Here is a 16,698-nt window from a genome sequence, read left to right as displayed (position 1 = left end):
CTTGTCCCGTACGGCAGTTGTCAGCCGCTAGGGGTCGGTGACGGCGGGGTCCCCGTGGGGGTGGGCGGCGCCGTCGGGGTGGGGCTCTGGCTCGGCGGCTTCGTCGTCGGGGTGGGCGCCGGGCTGCTCGGGCTCTGCGGGGGCGGGGTCGGGGCGGGCGCGCTGGATCCGCCCGGGCCGGGGTGGCCCGTGCTGCCGGGGTCGGGCGAGGACGGCGTCGCGATGGGGGTGCCGTCGCCCGCGATGCGTACCGCCGCACCCGAAGGCGCCACCTCGACCCGCACCGACCAGGCGTGGCGCGGCTCCTGGGCGTGGTCGACCCCGATGTACACGGTGACGCTCCGGCCGGGCTCAAGCCTGCCCGCGCTCTGGCTGAAGGTGAGCCAGCGGGCGTGGCTGCGCAGCGACCAGTCGACGGGCGCGCCGCCGGTCGAGGTGAGCGTGAGCACGGTCGTGTCGCCCGCCGAGCTCGCCGCGACGGCGAGCCGGGCGGGGCCGGCCGGGGCGGTCGTGGGGCTGATGACCTCGACGGACACGTCGGGGGCGCGGCTGCCCGCGGTGAAGCGGGTGTCGGGTTCGCTGCGGGCGTTGCCCGCGTTCTCGTAGAGGTCGTGCGGATGCCCGTTCAGGCCGCCCGGGGCGTCGGCCTCGCTGGCGGTGACCTTCGCGCCGCCCTCCGGCTCGCCGGTCGCGGGGGCGCCGCGGTAGGCGGCCCAGAGCGCGAAGACGGGGGCCGCGACGACGGTCGCGACGACGGTGGTGGTCACGGCTCTGGCCCGCAGCCGGTCACGCCGGGCCGCCCGGTCCTTGGGGTCCATCGGGAACCCGGCGCGGTCGAACCGCGGGACCCCGCCGCGCGTCCGCGGCACGTGCAGCATCGCGGCCTGGGCGGCGGCCCGCGGCGCCTCGGCCAGCGGCAGCGCGGCGGGGGTGACGGTCGACCCGGGCCAGGGCCCGGACGCGCCCGCGCGCTCGGCGGCGCGGCGGCAGCGGGGGCAGTCGTCGACGTGCCGGACCAGTTCGCGGCGCAGCGCCGCGGAGAGCAACACCTGGTGATCGCCGGTGAGTTGGGCGACCGTGGGGCAGCCGCCCATCTCGACGACGGCGAGCGCGGCGCGGGTCCGCTCGACCTCGCAGGCCCCCGCGGCGAGCAGTTCGCGCGCGGCCGGGTAGTTCATACCGAGCACCGAGGCGACCTCGCGGGCGCCGAGCTGGTGGCGGACCGCGAGTTCGAGCGCCTCGCGCTGCTCGGGGGTGGTGCCGGCGGCCTCGGGCCAGGCGAGCAGGGCGAGTTCGCGCTGCCGCCGCTCCTGCTCCTCTTCGGACACCTCGACGGCGGGGGCCTCTTCGGCGGTGCGGGCGGGGCGTCCGGTGTGGGCGCCCTGGCGGTTGCGCTTGCGCTCGGCCAGCTTGCGCAGACAGGCCCAGCGGGCGAGCGCGTACAGCCAGGCCTTGCGTTCGGCCTCGCCCGAGGGGCAGCGCGCGTACTGGCGCTCGGAGACGGCGAGTATGTCGCCGAGGGCGGCGGTCGCCTCGTCGTGGTCGCACAGGACGGACAGGCAGTACGTGAACAGTCCGTCCAGGTAGGCCTCGTAACGCGCGGGCGGGCGCTGGGCCAACGTACGGGGCGCACGGTGCTGCGCCCGGTGTGCGCCGGTGTTGTGCGCTGGTTGATCCAGTCTGCTGCTCGTCACGCGAGCGACCGTAGGGGCAGCATGCGGGCTTCTTCGTACCGGTTGAGCACATTTAATCCTTACGGGTGAACGTATCCCTCAAAAGGGGACAGGAATCCGGAATTCCTTGGCATTCCATGGCAGACCGGCTACGCACTGTGCAAACGGATGCGACCGGTCGGGGCGACGCGGGCCCGGCCGCATCCACCCGAACGGCGGGGCGCGGAAGACCGGCCCGCGCGCAGGGGCCCGCTTCCCGGCCCGCTTTCCCGGCCCGTACGGGATTGTCAGTGGCCCCCTATACGGTGACGCCATGGCTGCCCGTACGAAATCCGCGAAGGACCGGCCGTCCTACCGCTGCACCGAATGCGGCTGGACCACCGCCAAGTGGCTCGGCCGTTGCCCCGAGTGCCAGGCGTGGGGGACGGTCGAGGAGTACGGCGCGCCCGCGGTGCGCACCACGGCGGCGGGCCGGGTCTCCACGGCCGCGCTGCCCATCGGCCAGGTGGACGGCCGCCAGGCGACCGCCCGCACAACCGGCGTCGACGAGCTCGACCGGGTGCTTGGCGGCGGTCTCGTGCCGGGAGCGGTGGTGCTGCTCGCCGGGGAGCCCGGCGTCGGCAAGTCGACGCTGCTCCTGGACGTCGCGGCCAAGGCGGCCACCGACGACCACCGCACGCTCTACATCACGGGTGAGGAGTCGGCGAGCCAGGTCCGGCTGCGCGCCGACCGGATCAAGGCGCTCAACGATCACCTGTACCTGGCCGCCGAGACGGACCTGTCCGCCGTCCTCGGCCACCTCGACGCGGTGAAGCCGTCCCTGCTCGTCCTCGACTCCGTCCAGACCGTCGCTTCCCCCGAGATCGACGGCGCCCCCGGCGGCATGGCGCAGGTCCGCGAGGTCGCGGGCGCGCTCATCCGCGCCTCCAAGGAGCGCGGCATGTCCACGCTCCTGGTCGGCCACGTCACCAAGGACGGCGCGATCGCGGGCCCCCGCCTCCTGGAGCACCTGGTGGACGTGGTGCTCTCCTTCGAGGGCGACCGGCACGCGCGCCTGCGCCTCGTACGAGGCGTCAAGAACCGGTACGGGGCGACGGACGAGGTCGGCTGCTTCGAGCTGCACGACGAGGGCATCACCGGCCTCGCCGACCCCAGCGGCCTGTTCCTCACCCGGCGCGACGTGGCGGTGCCCGGCACGTGCCTCACGGTCACCCTGGAGGGCCGCCGTCCCCTGGTCGCCGAGGTCCAGGCGCTCACCGTGGACTCGCAGATCCCCTCCCCGCGCCGCACCACCTCGGGTCTGGAGACCTCCCGCGTCTCGATGATGCTCGCCGTGCTCGAACAGCGGGGCCGGATCACCGCGCTCGGCAAGCGCGACATCTACAGCGCGACGGTGGGCGGAGTGAAGCTCTCCGAGCCGGCCGCGGACCTGGCGATCGCGCTGGCCCTGGCCTCGGCGGCCAGCGACACTCCGCTGCCCAAGAACCTGGTCGCGATCGGCGAGGTGGGCCTCGCGGGCGAGGTCAGAAGGGTCACCGGCGTGCAGCGCAGACTGGCCGAGGCCCACCGCCTGGGCTTCACCCACGCCCTTGTCCCGACCGACCCGGGCAAGGTCCCGGCCGGTATGAAGGTCACGGAAGTCGCCGACATGGGGGACGCGCTGCGGGTGCTCCCGCGCGGGCGTCGTGCACAGGCCCCACGGGAGGAGTAGCCGCGCCGGTAGACTTTGCCCTGGTCTCGCCCGTCCGTACGAGCAGTACGCGAGCAGTACGCGCCGTATGAGCAACACCGGAGGAGTGCAGTGGCAGCCAACGACCGGGCATCAGCACCCGGAAAGTCCGGCACAGGCTCCGGTAACGAAGCGCTGATGCGCGCCGCGCTGAGCGCAGTCGCGCCCGGCACCGCGCTCCGCGACGGCCTGGAGCGCATCCTGCGCGGCAACACGGGCGGTCTGATCGTCCTCGGCCTCGACAAGACCGTCGACTCGATGTGCACGGGCGGCTTCGTCCTGGACGTCGAGTTCGCCGCGACGCGGCTGCGCGAGCTGTGCAAGCTCGACGGCGCGCTGGTCCTCGACAAGGACATCACCAAGATCCACCGGGCCGGCGTGCAGCTCGTGCCGGACGCGGGCATCCCCACCGAGGAGACCGGCACCCGCCACCGCACGGCGGACCGCGTCTCGAAACAGTGCAACTACCCGGTCGTCTCGGTCTCGCAGTCCATGCGCCTGATCGCGCTGTACGTGAACGGGGAACGCCGGGTCCTGGAGGAGTCGGCGGCGATCCTGTCCCGCGCGAACCAGGCGCTCGCGACGCTTGAGCGCTACAAGCTCCGCCTGGACGAGGTCGCCGGGACGCTGTCCGCCCTGGAGATCGAGGACCTGGTGACGGTCCGGGACGTGACGGCGGTGGCCCAGCGCCTGGAGATGGTGCGCCGGATCGCGACGGAAATCGCCGAGTACGTGGTGGAGTTGGGCACCGACGGCCGCCTCCTCTCCCTCCAGCTGGACGAATTGATCGCCGGGGTCGAGCCCGAGCGGGAGCTGGTCGTACGGGACTACGTGCCCGAGCCCACCGCCAAGCGCTCCCGCACGGTCGACGAGGCGCTGCGCGAACTCAACGACCTCACGCACGCGGAGCTCCTCGAACTGCCCATAGTGGCAAGGGCGTTGGGCTACAGCGGCTCCCCCGAAACGCTGGACTCGGCGGTGTCCCCGCGGGGGTACCGCCTCCTGGCGAAGGTGCCGCGCCTGCCGGGCGCGATCATCGAGCGCCTGGTCGAGCACTTCGGCGGCCTGCAGAAGCTGCTCGCCGCCTCGGTGGACGACCTCCAGACCGTCGACGGCGTCGGCGAGGCGCGGGCGCGGAGCGTGCGCGAGGGGCTGTCGCGGTTGGCGGAGTCTTCGATCCTGGAGCGGTACGTGTAGGTGGGGCCGGGGGGCGTTTGCCCACCCTCCCCCAAGCTCTTAACGAGCAGGGGTCCCATCCCGTATGCGCGGGGCTGGATGGCTCCGGGCCTCCCGGGGTCTGGGGCGGAGCCCCGGGGTCAGTCCTGGGACAGCGCGAACGACGTCCTCGCCACCGGGAGGCCCGGGAAGTGGGCCTCCACCAGGTACGTGCCCGGCGTCACCGCCCCCGCCCCCGGCGTCGCACACCCCGGCGCGGACTTCGCGCGGTTCCACTCCACGGTGTGGGTGATCGCGGAGCTCCCCGGCACCTGGTAGAAGACGTCCGCGTCACCCGGCGGGCAGTCGTCCGTGGACCACACCCGGTCGTTCCCGGCGGACGTCACCGTCACCACCGCCCCCTTCGGCCCCAGGTCCGCCTTGCACGTGGACGCCGAGTTGTTCTTGAGGACGACTTCGATGCTCGGCTTCTCCCCCGGCCGGTACGACGTCTTGGTGCTGCGCAGGGTCAGGGTCAGGGAGCCCGGCGCGCAGGTCGGCAGGCCGGACTCGGCCGGGACCCGGATGCCCGTGCTGCTGCCGCCGCCCGAACTACCGCCGCTGGAACGGGAGTTGGAGCCGCCGGAGCCGCCCGAGCCCGTACTCGTACCGCCGCCAGTGGAGTTGGAGCCGCCCGAACCTCCGGAAGCGGACGAGCCTCCCGAGCCGCTGGACTCGTCGCGGCCGCCCGGTGCCGTGCTGATCGCGGGACCGGAGCCCGACGGGCCCGGGGTGATGGACTGCGTGGGGTTGGGGCCCTTGTCGTTGCTGCCGCTCTTGTTTCCGCTGCCGCCACCGGAAGTGACGACCCATAGGACGAGGAGCGCGAGCAGCGCGAACAAGGACAGCGCGACCGCCCTCCGTCGCCAATAGATGGAGGAGGGAAGCGGCCCGACCGGATTGCGCAGAGATCCCACGCACCGAACCTTACGAGAGATCGGGGGCAACTCCCGCCCCACCCGCCGCCACTGAGCCCAAGTTTTCCTGATCATCATTCCGGAGCGGGTTCCTCCGCGGAGAGGTCGCCGCCCTGCGGTCGACTTGCGGTCGGCCTGCGGTCGGCTCACCGTCGGCTCGACGTTCAGCTCGTGGTCGCCTCGCGGTCAGGTCATGGTCGGCTCGCTGTCGCCGCCCATTCATGATTCATACTGTCGGTCACCATGGATAGTGAGCTCTACCGCAACATCACCGACTTCGCCCACGACATGCCGTCCTGGGTGCAGAGCTTCGTCGAGGTCTGGACGGAGCTCGGGCTGCTCCTGTTCGGCGTGCTGTTCGTCTGCGCCTGGTGGCGGGCCCGCCGCCGGGACACGACGTCGTTCGCCCTCGCGCTGCTCGCGCCCGTCGCGACGGCGGTCGCCTATGTGTGCAGCGAGGTGATCAAGTCGCTGATCGACGAGGAACGGCCCTGCCGGGCGGTGGCGGGCGCGGCGACCTCGCTGATCGCCTGCCCCGCCCACGGCGACTGGTCGTTCCCCTCGAACCACGCCACCATCGCGGGCGCCGCCGCCCTCGCGCTGGCTCTGGCGTGGTCCCGGATCTGGCTGCTCACCGTGCCGATGGCGCTCGCGATGGCCTTCTCCCGGGTCTTCGTCGGGGTGCACTACCCGCACGACGTGGCGGTCGGCCTGGTGCTCGGCACCCTGGTCGCGCTGCTCGTCGTGAGGGTGGGCACCCGGCCGGTGCGGTCGCTGGCCGAGTCGATGCGTACGAGCGACGTGTCCGCGGTCGCCTGGTTCGCCGGACCCGGCGCACGCGTCCACGCCAGGCAGCACGCGCGCCGCTGAGAGCCGCTGCGCGCCCCCTTCGAGGGCCGAACATGCCAGGATCGGCTCTGCGATGAACACTCTGCCGACGATGCCCACCGTGCCCAGCATGCCCATGACCGAGAAGAACACGACGAACCCGAAGGCCGAGCCCGCCGTCCTGCACGAATCCGTCATCGGATGGTTCGGCGAGCACGCCCGCGACCTGCCCTGGCGACGCCCCGAGGCGGGCGCCTGGGGCGTGATGGTCAGCGAGTTCATGCTCCAGCAGACCCCCGTCAGCCGGGTGCTCCCGGTGTACGAGCAGTGGCTGGCGCGCTGGCCGCGCCCGTCCGACCTGGCCGCCGAGGCGCCCGGCGAGGCGGTCCGCGCCTGGGGCCGGCTCGGCTATCCGCGCCGGGCGCTGCGGCTGCACGGCGCGGCCCTCGCCATAACGGAACGGCACGGCGGCGACGTACCGGCCGATCACGGCCAGCTGCTCGCGCTGCCCGGCATCGGCGAGTACACGGCGGCCGCGGTCGCCTCGTTCGCTTACGGGCAGCGGCACGCGGTCCTGGACACCAACGTGCGCCGGGTCTTCGCCCGCGCCGTCACCGGGGTGCAGTACCCGCCGACCGCGACCACCGCCGCCGAGCGGCGCCTGGCCCGCGCGCTGCTGCCCGAGGACGAGACGACGGCGGCCCGCTGGGCGGCCGCCTCCATGGAGCTCGGCGCGCTGGTCTGCACCGCGAAGAACGAGACGTGCCTGCGCTGCCCGATCGCCGCCCAGTGCGCCTGGCGCCTTGCCGGAAAGCCCGCACATGAGGGCCCGGCCCGGCGCGGCCAGACCTATGCGGGCACCGACCGGCAGGTGCGCGGCCGGCTCCTCGCGGTGCTGCGCGACGCCACCGGTGCCGTACCGCAGTCGGCCCTCGACGCGGTGTGGCACGAGCCGGTGCAGCGGGCCCGGGCGCTCGACGGTCTCGTCGCGGACGGTCTGGTGGAGCCGCTCGAAGACAGCTTCTATCGGCTGCCCCAGTCCTGATCGCGACGCCTGCCCCAGTCCTGACCCCACCGACCGGCGCCGTCCTGCCCGAGTGTGTCCGTAACGTCCGAAAGCGCGGCGTTACCCCTGGAAAACGGCGGTAAACCTCGGCTGTTACACAACCGATGGCTCTCCGTGCGTCTGCCGACGGCTCCTCCGCACAGGCCCGTGACAAGTCCTCCGTAGCTTCATTCAGGTAAGCGACCAGCAGGACGAGCGGGACCAGCTCACGGGGACGACGGAGGCGGTTGGGTATGGCGCAGGGCGAGGTGCTTGAGTTCGAGGAGTACGTACGCACCCGGCAGGACGCGCTTCTTCGGAGTGCCCGGCGGCTCGTTCCGGACCCCGTGGACGCACAGGACCTGCTGCAGACCGCGCTGGCCCGCACCTACGGCCGCTGGGACGGCATCGCCGACAAGACGCTCGCCGACGCGTACCTGCGCCGGGTCATGATCAACACCCGGACCGAGTGGTGGCGGGCCCGCAAGCTCGAAGAGGTGCCGACCGAGCAGCTGCCCGACGCCCGCGTCGAGGACGGCTCCGAGCAGCGCGCCGACCGCGCCCTGCTCATGGACGTCCTGAAGGTCCTGGCCCCCAAGCAGCGCAGCGTCGTCGTGCTGCGACACTGGGAGCAGATGAGTACCGAGGAGACGGCCGCGGCCCTCGGCATGTCGGCCGGCACGGTCAAGAGCACGCTGCACCGGGCGCTGGCCCGGCTCCGCCAGGAGCTGGAGAGCCGCGACCTGGACTTCCGTGCCCTTGAGCACGGCAACGTACGCGAGGTAAAGGGGCGGGAGCGGTGCGCGGCCTGAGCAGGCGCAGCGGGGGCGCTTTGACGGCGGGGACCACGGCACTGGCCGGGCTCTCCGCCCTCGGGCTGCTCATGGCCGGCTGCTCCACGGGCGGCACCGGCACCCGGGACGAGGGCGAGGCCCCCCGGTCCGACAAGGTCTCCCACGCCACGCCGTCGCCGAGCGCGACCAGCCCGGAACCGTTCACGAAGGTCGACCCGGTGCAGCTGCTCAAGGCCGACCCGAAGGTCAGCACCCGGGTCAAGGCCCAGCTCAAGCCCTGCACCAAGGACGAGTACCCGATCGACGTGACGTACGGGCACCTGACCGGCACGACCGGCCAGGACGTCGTCGTGAACGTCATGAACTGCGCGGACGCCGTCGGCCTCGGCGCGTACGTGTACCGCGCGTCCGGCTCCTCGTACGACAACGTCTTCACCGCCGAGGAGACGCCCGTGTACGCCGAGATCGACCGGGGCGATCTGGTGGTGACGCGGCAGATGTACGCGGCCGGTGACAAACCGGCGTTCGCGTCCAGCGAGGTCGTGACGACCTACCACTGGTCGGGCGGCGCGAGCGGTAAGTTCGCCCAGCAGGACCAGGTGGAGAACGACTACAGCAAGGCGGTCGGCGGCAACGAGAGCGCCGCACCCGTGCCCGCCACCCCCTGACCCGGGCGCCCGCATCGGCGAGCGGCGCCGTGGTCATGCCGCAGACTGGTACTGCGTCCGACGCGCAGCACGAGTGCCGGGCGTCGGAAGAGACCGCCGGAGAACTGAGAGAGCAGCGCGATGGCCGAGACCCATGTTCTGTTCGTCGAGGACGACGACGTCATCCGTGAAGCCACCCAGCTCGCCCTTGAGCGGGACGGCTTCACCGTGACCGCCATGCCCGACGGGCTCTCCGGCCTGGAGGCGTTCCGCGCCGACCGGCCGGACATCGCCCTGCTCGACGTGATGCTGCCGGGCCTCGACGGCGTCAGCCTGTGCCGCCGGATCCGCGACGAGTCGACCGTGCCGGTCATCATGCTGTCCGCGCGGGCCGACTCCATCGACGTCGTCCTCGGCCTGGAGGCCGGTGCGGACGACTACGTCACCAAGCCCTTCGACGGCGCCGTCCTGGTCGCCCGGATCCGCGCCGTGCTGCGCCGTTTCGGGCACGCGGGCGGGCCCGGCGCCGCCGCCGAGCCGCCCGAGGAGGCGCCCGAGCGGGGTGTGCTCGCCTTCGGCGACATCGAGATCGACACCGAGGGCATGGAGGTCCGCAAGCGCGGCGAGACCGTCGCGCTGACCCCGACCGAGATGCGGCTGCTCCTCGAATTCTCCTCGGCGCCCGGCACCGTGCTGTCCCGCGACAAGCTCCTTGAGCGGGTCTGGGACTACGGCTGGGGCGGCGACACCCGGGTCGTGGACGTCCACGTCCAGCGCCTGCGCACCAAGATCGGGCAGGACCGGATCGAGACCGTCCGTGGCTTCGGCTACAAGTTGAAGGCGTGACGGGCAGGTGAGGCGCCCAGCTCTGCGCACCGGCATCCGTTGGAAGATCAGCATCGCCATCACCGCGGTCGGCGCGCTCACCGTGATGGCGCTGAGCCTCGTCGTGCACAACGCGGCCCGCGTCTCCATGCTCGACAACGCCCGCGAAGTGCAGATGGAGCGGCTCACCTTCGCGCAGAACTACTACGAGACCAGCAACAAGCGGGTCCGCTTCGGCACCAAGCTGAACGATCCCGCGCTGCCGGCCACGCTGAAGTCCAAGGCCCTGCAGGGCCGCAAGGCCTCCTCGGTGCAGGAGCACGGCAGCGGCCCGCCCGACATCTGGGCCGCCGTGCCGGTGGGCAACGGCGACGTCCTGTCGCTGCACTCCACCTTCACCGACCGCAGCTCCAACGTGATGGCCGACCTCGACCGCGCCCTGGTCATCGGCTCGGTCGCGGTCGTCTTCGGCGGCTGCGCGCTGGGCATCCTCATCGGCGGCCAGATCTCGCGACGGCTCCGCAAGGCGGCGGACGCGGCGGGCAAGGTCGCCGAGGGCAACACGGAGGTACGGGTACGGGACGCCATCGGCGGTGTCGTACGCGACGAGACCGACGAGCTCGCCCGCGCCGTGGACGCGCTCACCGACGCGCTGCAGGAGCGCATCGAGGCCGAGCGGCGGGTCACCGCGGACATCGCGCACGAGCTGCGCACCCCGGTCACCGGGCTGCTCACCGCCGCCGAACTGCTGCCGCCCGGCCGCCCCACCGAGCTGGTGCGCAACCGGGCGCAGGCCATGCGCACGCTGGTCGAGGACGTCCTGGAGGTGGCCCGGCTCGACAGCGCGTCCGAGCGGGCGGAGCTGCAGGACATCGCGCTCGGCGAGTTCGTGAGCCGCCGGGTGGCCGTGTTCGACCCGGAGGTGAAGGTGCGGGTCGTCCACGAGTCGTGGGTCTCCACCGACCCGCGCCGCCTGGAACGCATCCTGGGCAACCTGCTCGGCAACGCCGCCAAGCACGGCGGCGGGCCGGTGGAGGTCACCGTCGAGGGCCGGGTCGTACGGGTCCGCGACCACGGGTCCGGCTTCCCCGAGGCGCTCCTTCGCGAGGGGCCGAGCCGGTTCCGTACGGGGTCGAGCGACCGGGCGGGCAACGGGCACGGCCTGGGCCTGACGATCGCCGCGGGCCAGGCCAGGGTCCTCGGCGCCCGGCTCACGTTCCGCAACGTGGCCCCCGAGGCCGCGGCGGGCGCGGGCGGCGCGATCGCGGTGCTCTGGCTCCCCGAACACGCGCCGACGAACACGGGCAGCTTCCCGGTGCAGCCGCCGTCGGCGAAGGACGCGCGGCAGATGTAGTCGTCCGAGCCGTTACGCGTACGGGAGCCTGCTCCCTCGTACGGGGAGGCGGGATTCTCGTACGGGGAGCGTCAACGGCCGACAATGGCAACACTGTTGACCATGCATGAGGGCCCACGTACTTCGCCGTCCGATCCCGTACCGATACCCGGCCCGCCGGGCGTTCCGGACCGGCCGGACGTCCTGGACGATCCACCGGCTGAGGCCGGGGCCGAGGCCGAGCGGCGGGCCACCTGGTTCGAGCTGTTCTGCGACCTGGTGTTCGTCGCGGCCGTCGGCCAGATCACCCGCCGCATCAGCTCCGAGCCGACGCTCGGCTCGGTCGCGGCGGCGGCCGCCCTGTTCGTGCCGCTGTGGTGGACGTGGGTGCTGTACGCGGTCCGGGCCAACCGGGCGGACCGGGACGTCACTTCGCACCGCCTGCTCACGATGGCCGGGCTCGTGGCGGTGTGCGGGCTCGCGGTGTTCGTGGGCAGCGTGGGCACCTCCGACAGCGCGGACACCGGCTTCGCCCTGTCGTACCTCGGCGCGCGTCTCGGCGTGGCGGCGCTGTACGCGCTTGAGGCCCGGCGGGACCGGCGGCTCGCCCCGCTGCTGGGTTCCTTCGCGTCCGGGTCGGCGTTCTCGGCGCTGTTCTGGGCGGGCGGCGCGCTGCTCGCACCGGCCGGGGCGGTGCGGTACGGGATCTGGGCGGGTGGGATGGCGGTCGACCTGGCGATTCCGCTGCTCTCGGGCCGCCGGATCGCGCGGGCTCCGCACCACACCGAGCATCTGCGGGAACGCTTCGGTCTTTTCACGATCATCGTGCTCGGCGAGTCGGTGCTCGGCTTCACCAACGGGCTGGTCCAGGCGCGGACGGCGGGGTCGGCGATGGTGACGGGCGCGGCGGCCTTCGCGCTGTGCGCCTGCCTGTGGTGGTCGTACTTCAGCGCGAGCGGGACCCGGCCGGGCGCACACGCCGAACTCGCGGGCAACCCGCGCCTGTTGCACATCTACGTCCTGGGCCACCTGCCGGTGCAGCTCGGCCTCGCGGTGGCGGGCGGCGCGGTGGGCACGGCGGTCGTGGGCTCGGCCAGCCGCCTGACCACGGCGCTCGCGCTGTGCGTCCTGGGCGGGGTCGCGCTGTTCCTGCTGTCCACGGCGGCGGTACGGGCTGCTTTCACGGGCGTACGTGATCCGGTGGTACGCCTCCGCCTGGCGACGGCGCTGCTGATCGCGGGACTGGTCCCGCTGGCGGGCCGCGCCCCGGTCTCGGCGGTGCTTGCGGGGGCGGCGCTGCTGCTGGGGGCGTCGGTGGCAGCGGAGGCGCCGAGCCACCGGCGCCGTGTGGAGGAGGCGGCCTGACGTTCCGGGGGGCGCCCGGAACGAAAAGGGTGCCCTTGGGCTCCGCCCCTGGGCGTCCGGGCCGGCCGGCCTCGCGTGTACAGAGGCCCCGTCGCCGACCGCCCCCGCGGAGCCGAGCCCCCGCAAACGAAAGACGCCTTCCCACCCTGCCGCGCGGGCGGAGGGTGGGAAGGCGCGTCGAGGTCCGAGGCGGAGCCCCAGCCTCGCCGGATGCCGCCGGGCAGCCCCTAGGCCACCGGCTCCGAGACGGCCGCCGCGTCCGCCGGGGCGGCCTTCTCCGGGGCCGGGGCCGGCGCGGAGCCCCGCAGCGGGACCTCCTTCACGAAGAGGGCCGCCACGAACATGGCCACCGCGATGATCGAACCGACCAGGAACGTGCCATGCGTACCGGAGGACACCGCGTACTGGTACGCCTCACGTACCGGAACCGGCAGCTTCGCGAGGCTCGCCTGGTCGAGCTGGGCGTTGGCCAGCTTGCCCGCGCCCGAGGAGGCCGCCGAGCCGAGGCGGCGAGTCATCTCGTCGCCCACCCGGTTCGTGAAGATCGCGCCCATGATCGAGACGCCGAAGGACGAGCCGAGCGTACGGAAGAGGGTCGTGGAGGACGAGGCGACGCCCATGTCCTTCATCTCGACGCTGTTCTGCGCGACCAGCATCGTGATCTGCATCAGGAAGCCCATGCCCGCGCCGAGGACGGCCATGTAGACGCCGGACATGAGCCGGGTCGTGGTGGTGTCCATCGTGGAGAGCAGGAACAGGCCGACCACGACGAGCGCGCCGCCCAGGATCGGGAAGATCTTGTACTTGCCGCTGTTGGTGGTGACCCGGCCCGCGATCAGCGAGACGACCATCATGGAGAGCAGCATCGGAAGGAGCAGCAGGCCGGAGTTGGTGGCCGAGGCCCCCTGCACGGACTGCTGGAACAGTGGCAGGAACAGCATCGCGCCGAACATCACGAAGCCGGTGAGGAAGCCGATGCCGGACATCAGCGAGAAGTTGCGGTTGCGGAAGATGTGCAGCGGCACGATCGGCTCGGCGGCCTTCGTCTCGACGAAGAGGAAGCCGACGATCGAGGCCACGCCGAGCCCGATGAGCTCCATGATGATCGCCGAGCCCCAGGCGTACTGCGAGCCGCCCCACGTGGTGACCAGCACGATCGAGGTGATGCCGACGGTCAGCAGGATCGTGCCGAGGTAGTCGATCCGCCCGCGCGCCCGTTTCTTGGGCAGGTGCAGTACGGCGGTGACCATGGCGAGCGCGACCGCGCCCAGCGGGATGTTGATGTAGAACGTCCAGCGCCAGCCGAGGTGGTCGGTGATGGCGCCGCCGACCAGCGGGCCGCCGATCATCGCGAGCGCCATGACGCCGGCCATCATGCCCTGGTACTTGCCGCGGTCCCGGGGCGGAATGAGGTCGCCGATGATCGCCATGACGCCGACCATGAGGCCGCCCGCGCCGAGGCCCTGGATCGCGCGGAAGCCGATGAGCTGGGACATGTCCTGCGCCATGCCGCTGAGCGCGGAGCCGATCAGGAAGATCACGATGGAGGTGAGGAAGGCGCCCTTGCGCCCGTACATGTCGCCGAGCTTGCCCCAGATCGGCGTGGACGCGGCGGTGGCCAGGGTGTACGCGGTCACCACCCAGGACAGGTGCTCAAGTCCGCCGAGTTCGCCCACGATCGTCGGCATCGCCGTGTTCACGATCATGTTGTCCAGCATGGCGAGCAGCATCGCGATCATGAGAGCGAGCAGCACGACCCGTACGCTGCGCGGCTGCGGCCCGTCGGTCACCCCCGCCTCGGCCGCCGTCTCTTCCGGTATCCCCGTAGCCATCGTCCCCAACTCCCTGAGCCTGCCGTCCACCGGGTGAGGCACTTACTTGTCGCCCGGCTAGTTGCCACTACACTGGGGAAGGTAGACCCCAACTTGCCGGGCGTCAAGTAAGTAAATGACAAACGGCACGGCCGCCGGGGGACGGCGGCCGTACGCCTACGGGAGAGCGGCATGGCCAGAGGAAACACCCGCCAGCGGATCCAGGACGTTGCCCTGGAGCTCTTCGGCGAGCAGGGCTACGAGAAGACCTCGCTGCGCGAGATCGCCGAGCGGCTCGATGTGACGAAGGCCGCGCTCTACTACCACTTCAAGACCAAGGAAGACATCATCATCAGCCTCTTCCAGGACCTCACCAGGCCCATGGACGAGGTGATCGAGTGGGGCCGTACGCAGCCGAAGACGCTGGACGTGAAGCAGGAGATCCTGCGCCGCTACAGCGAGGCCCTCATGGGGGCGGAGCCGCTGTTCCGCTTCATGCAGGAGAACCAGGCGACCATGCGCGAACTGAGCATCGGCGAGATGTTCAAGGAGCGGATGCACGCGATGGTCGACCTGCTCAAGGACCCGGACGCCGCCATGTCCGACCGCATCCGCTGCTTCACGGCACTGTTCTCGATGCACGCGGGGATGTTCGTCCTCAAGGACATGGAAGGCGACCCCGAGGAGAAGCGCGCCAGCATCCTCGAAGTCGCCAATGACCTGGTTGTCCAGGCCCACCGCAACACGCGCGGATAACGAGGACGAGCGGTCAGACGGTCACGCCCACCGTCCGCAGGAACGCGACCGGGTTGACCGCAGAGCCGTAGTGCGGCGTCGTACGGATCTCGAAGTGCAGGTGCGGGCCGCTGGAGTTGCCGGTGTTGCCGGACAGCGCGATGTGCTCGCCGGTGGCCACGCTCTGGCCGACCCGTACGCCGATCCGCGAGAGATGGGCGTACTGCGAGTACGTGTTGTCGGCGTGCCGGATCACGATCGCGTTGCCGTAGGCGGGGCCGTCACCGGCGCCGACCGGGCCGGCCTTGACGACGGTGCCTCCGTGCACGGCGGCGACGCTCGTGCCGCTGGGCACCGCGAAGTCCTGCCCCGAGTGCTTGCTCGCCCACATCGAGCCGCCCAGGCCGAAGGTGGCGCTCAGCGTGTACCGCGCGACCGGGTGCACCCAGGAGGCGGCCTTGGCCTGCTTCGCCGCGGCGGCCTTGGCCTGCGCCTTGGCCTGACCGGCGACCGCGTTCGTGGTGGCGGAGGCGGTCACGAGCGACGAGGCGCTCACCTCGTCGGCGACCGCGACACCCGTACCGAGGAGCATCGCGCCCCCCATTCCGGCGGCGACTGCGGCCGCGGCCGCGGTGCGCAGACGGAACGCGGACGGGCGGGCGGGCTTGGACGGGGTGCGCTGGGGCATGCGGGAGCTCTTCCGTACGGAGACAGGGGCGGCCTCCGAACGAGGTCCGGCGGCATGCGAGGACCCGGCACGCACAACGGCACACCGGGTCGGCCTCACCTTGGTAACCCGAACCCCCATCTCCCCCCAAAACGCCCATCTACTACCGAAAGCCGTAACGATCAGAGCGGGAATACCGCCGAACCCCGCCCAACGCCCCCTAAGCCGCCTAGTAGGCTCCTAAACCCCTGTGCGCCTTGTCACCGCGACCGGGCCGCAAGTCCACCCCTTTCGGGACCATGGCCCGGCCACCGTCGCTAGGCTTTCGCGTCGTGGATCCCGCGCAGTTAGGCCTCAAGCTCGCGACGAGCGTCGTCAGCCCGCTGGTGAAGAAACTCTTCCTGAGCGAAGGGGCGGGCGCCGGCCTCGTCGAGCGCCCCGTCCGCATCTCCTCGTACGTCTCCTTCCGCGGCGAGAAACGCACCCTGACCGAACCCGACCTGCGCAAACTCGCGGCCGCCCTGGTGAAGGAGGGGGTACGGACGGGCGAGCGGCCCATCCCGGCCGACGAGGAACAGGCCGTCGCCGACGCGCTCACCGCGACCCTGTACGCGCTCGGCGAGCTCGGCCTCAGCGACGTCGAGGCGGTCGCGCTCGGCCACGAGGCGCTGGCCCGCGAACTGCGCCGGGCCGGCGAGCGCCCCGAGCGCCACCTCTCCGCGGACGCCGCCCACTTCTACGAGCGCCTGCTGCTCGCCACCTGTCTGCACATCCTGCACTTCTTCAGCCAGCGGACGGCGTTCGTCCCGGCCACCGTCGTCCAGCAGAGCCGACGTCAGGCCCAACTCGACGCCAAGGTCGATGAGTTGATGGCCCGGACGCCGCGCGCGGACGCCCGTGACGTCGCGTTCGAGCGCCGCTATCTCGCCCATGTCGCCCGCAAGCACGGCAAGGTGACGATCTACGGCATCGACCTCACCAACTCCCCCGGCACCTGGCCCCTGGACGCCGCCTATCTGAGAGCCTGTGTCTAAACCCCGTCCGGATCAGACCGCGGCGTCTGGTGCGTGCGATCGCAAGGCGCCGGAAGGTCCTCGATGGGGGTACCCCCTGG

General features: G+C 72.0%; 15 protein-coding genes. 11 read left to right on the top strand and 4 right to left on the bottom strand.

Features of this window, described 5'->3' with window-relative positions; genetic code table 11:
* Positions 1 to 20 precede the first annotated feature (20 nt).
* Positions 21 to 1,694 carry a BACON domain-containing protein gene (locus ACWC2B_RS30500; protein WP_450722221.1) on the bottom strand — a complete coding sequence of 558 codons (1,674 nt, stop codon included), beginning with the start codon at positions 1,692 to 1,694 and terminating at the stop codon, positions 21 to 23.
* Positions 1,695 to 1,986: 292 nt separating this feature from the next.
* On the opposite strand from ACWC2B_RS30500, the gene radA reads away from it, so the two are divergent.
* Positions 1,987 to 3,384: a DNA repair protein RadA gene (radA, locus tag ACWC2B_RS30495; RefSeq protein WP_053729098.1), complete on the top strand. Its 1,398-nt coding sequence runs from the start codon at positions 1,987 to 1,989 to the stop codon at positions 3,382 to 3,384.
* A 90-nt stretch (positions 3,385 to 3,474) separates the two neighbouring features.
* Positions 3,475 to 4,599 carry a DNA integrity scanning diadenylate cyclase DisA gene (disA, locus tag ACWC2B_RS30490; RefSeq protein ID WP_450722218.1) on the top strand — a complete coding sequence of 375 codons (1,125 nt, stop codon included), beginning with the start codon at positions 3,475 to 3,477 and terminating at the stop codon, positions 4,597 to 4,599.
* A 119-nt stretch (positions 4,600 to 4,718) separates the two neighbouring features.
* Here disA and ACWC2B_RS30485 read toward each other — a convergent pair whose 3' ends face one another.
* Complete coding sequence (locus ACWC2B_RS30485; RefSeq protein ID WP_450722216.1) at positions 4,719 to 5,534, bottom strand: hypothetical protein; 816 nt, start codon at positions 5,532 to 5,534, stop codon at positions 4,719 to 4,721.
* 243 nt (positions 5,535 to 5,777) lie between these two features.
* Here ACWC2B_RS30485 and ACWC2B_RS30480 point away from each other — a divergent pair, with 243 nt between their 5' ends.
* From ACWC2B_RS30480 to ACWC2B_RS30450, 7 genes are all read left to right on the top strand, one after another.
* Complete coding sequence (locus tag ACWC2B_RS30480) at positions 5,778 to 6,404, top strand: phosphatase PAP2 family protein (RefSeq protein ID WP_450722214.1); 627 nt, start codon at positions 5,778 to 5,780, stop codon at positions 6,402 to 6,404.
* Between the two features lie 88 nt (positions 6,405 to 6,492).
* Positions 6,493 to 7,407 (top strand): A/G-specific adenine glycosylase, encoded by a 915-nt coding sequence (locus ACWC2B_RS30475; RefSeq protein WP_450722351.1) that lies wholly within the window; start codon positions 6,493 to 6,495, stop codon positions 7,405 to 7,407.
* A 254-nt stretch (positions 7,408 to 7,661) separates the two neighbouring features.
* Complete coding sequence (locus ACWC2B_RS30470; RefSeq protein WP_450722212.1) at positions 7,662 to 8,219, top strand: SigE family RNA polymerase sigma factor; 558 nt, start codon at positions 7,662 to 7,664, stop codon at positions 8,217 to 8,219.
* Positions 8,207 to 8,869, top strand: coding sequence for a hypothetical protein (locus ACWC2B_RS30465; protein ID WP_450722210.1), 663 nt, complete (start codon positions 8,207 to 8,209; stop codon positions 8,867 to 8,869). The genes ACWC2B_RS30470 and ACWC2B_RS30465 overlap by 13 nt, the downstream gene beginning before the upstream one ends.
* A gap of 120 nt (positions 8,870 to 8,989) precedes the next feature.
* Positions 8,990 to 9,694: a two-component system response regulator CseB gene (gene cseB, locus ACWC2B_RS30460; protein ID WP_450722208.1), complete on the top strand. Its 705-nt coding sequence runs from the start codon at positions 8,990 to 8,992 to the stop codon at positions 9,692 to 9,694.
* Positions 9,695 to 9,701: 7 nt separating this feature from the next.
* On the top strand, positions 9,702 to 11,027 hold the full coding sequence (cseC, locus tag ACWC2B_RS30455; protein WP_450722206.1) for a two-component system sensor histidine kinase CseC: 1,326 nt from the start codon (positions 9,702 to 9,704) through the stop codon (positions 11,025 to 11,027).
* 102 nt (positions 11,028 to 11,129) lie between these two features.
* Entirely contained in the window at positions 11,130 to 12,371 is a 1,242-nt protein-coding gene (locus tag ACWC2B_RS30450; protein WP_450722204.1) for a low temperature requirement protein A, read from the top strand.
* Between the two features lie 227 nt (positions 12,372 to 12,598).
* Here the strand turns inward: ACWC2B_RS30450 and ACWC2B_RS30445 are convergent, their stop codons facing one another.
* Positions 12,599 to 14,203 carry an MDR family MFS transporter gene (locus ACWC2B_RS30445; RefSeq protein WP_450722202.1) on the bottom strand — a complete coding sequence of 535 codons (1,605 nt, stop codon included), beginning with the start codon at positions 14,201 to 14,203 and terminating at the stop codon, positions 12,599 to 12,601.
* Positions 14,204 to 14,374: 171 nt separating this feature from the next.
* On the opposite strand from ACWC2B_RS30445, the gene ACWC2B_RS30440 reads away from it, so the two are divergent.
* Positions 14,375 to 14,938, top strand: a complete 564-nt coding sequence (locus ACWC2B_RS30440; RefSeq protein ID WP_450722200.1) for a TetR/AcrR family transcriptional regulator — start codon at positions 14,375 to 14,377, stop codon at positions 14,936 to 14,938.
* Between the two features lie 13 nt (positions 14,939 to 14,951).
* On the opposite strand, the gene ACWC2B_RS30435 is transcribed toward ACWC2B_RS30440, so the two are convergent.
* The gene (locus ACWC2B_RS30435; protein ID WP_450722198.1) at positions 14,952 to 15,605 is read right to left on the bottom strand and encodes a M23 family metallopeptidase; all 654 of its coding nucleotides are present in this window, start codon (positions 15,603 to 15,605) and stop codon (positions 14,952 to 14,954) included.
* A 311-nt stretch (positions 15,606 to 15,916) separates the two neighbouring features.
* Here ACWC2B_RS30435 and ACWC2B_RS30430 point away from each other — a divergent pair, with 311 nt between their 5' ends.
* Positions 15,917 to 16,618, top strand: a complete 702-nt coding sequence (locus ACWC2B_RS30430) for an NACHT N-terminal Helical domain 1-containing protein (protein ID WP_450722196.1) — start codon at positions 15,917 to 15,919, stop codon at positions 16,616 to 16,618.
* Positions 16,619 to 16,698: the final 80 nt, after the last annotated feature.

It is taken from the genome of Streptomyces sp. NPDC001415, assembly GCF_053597395.1.
This window is presented reverse-complemented; position numbering and strand designations above follow the sequence as displayed.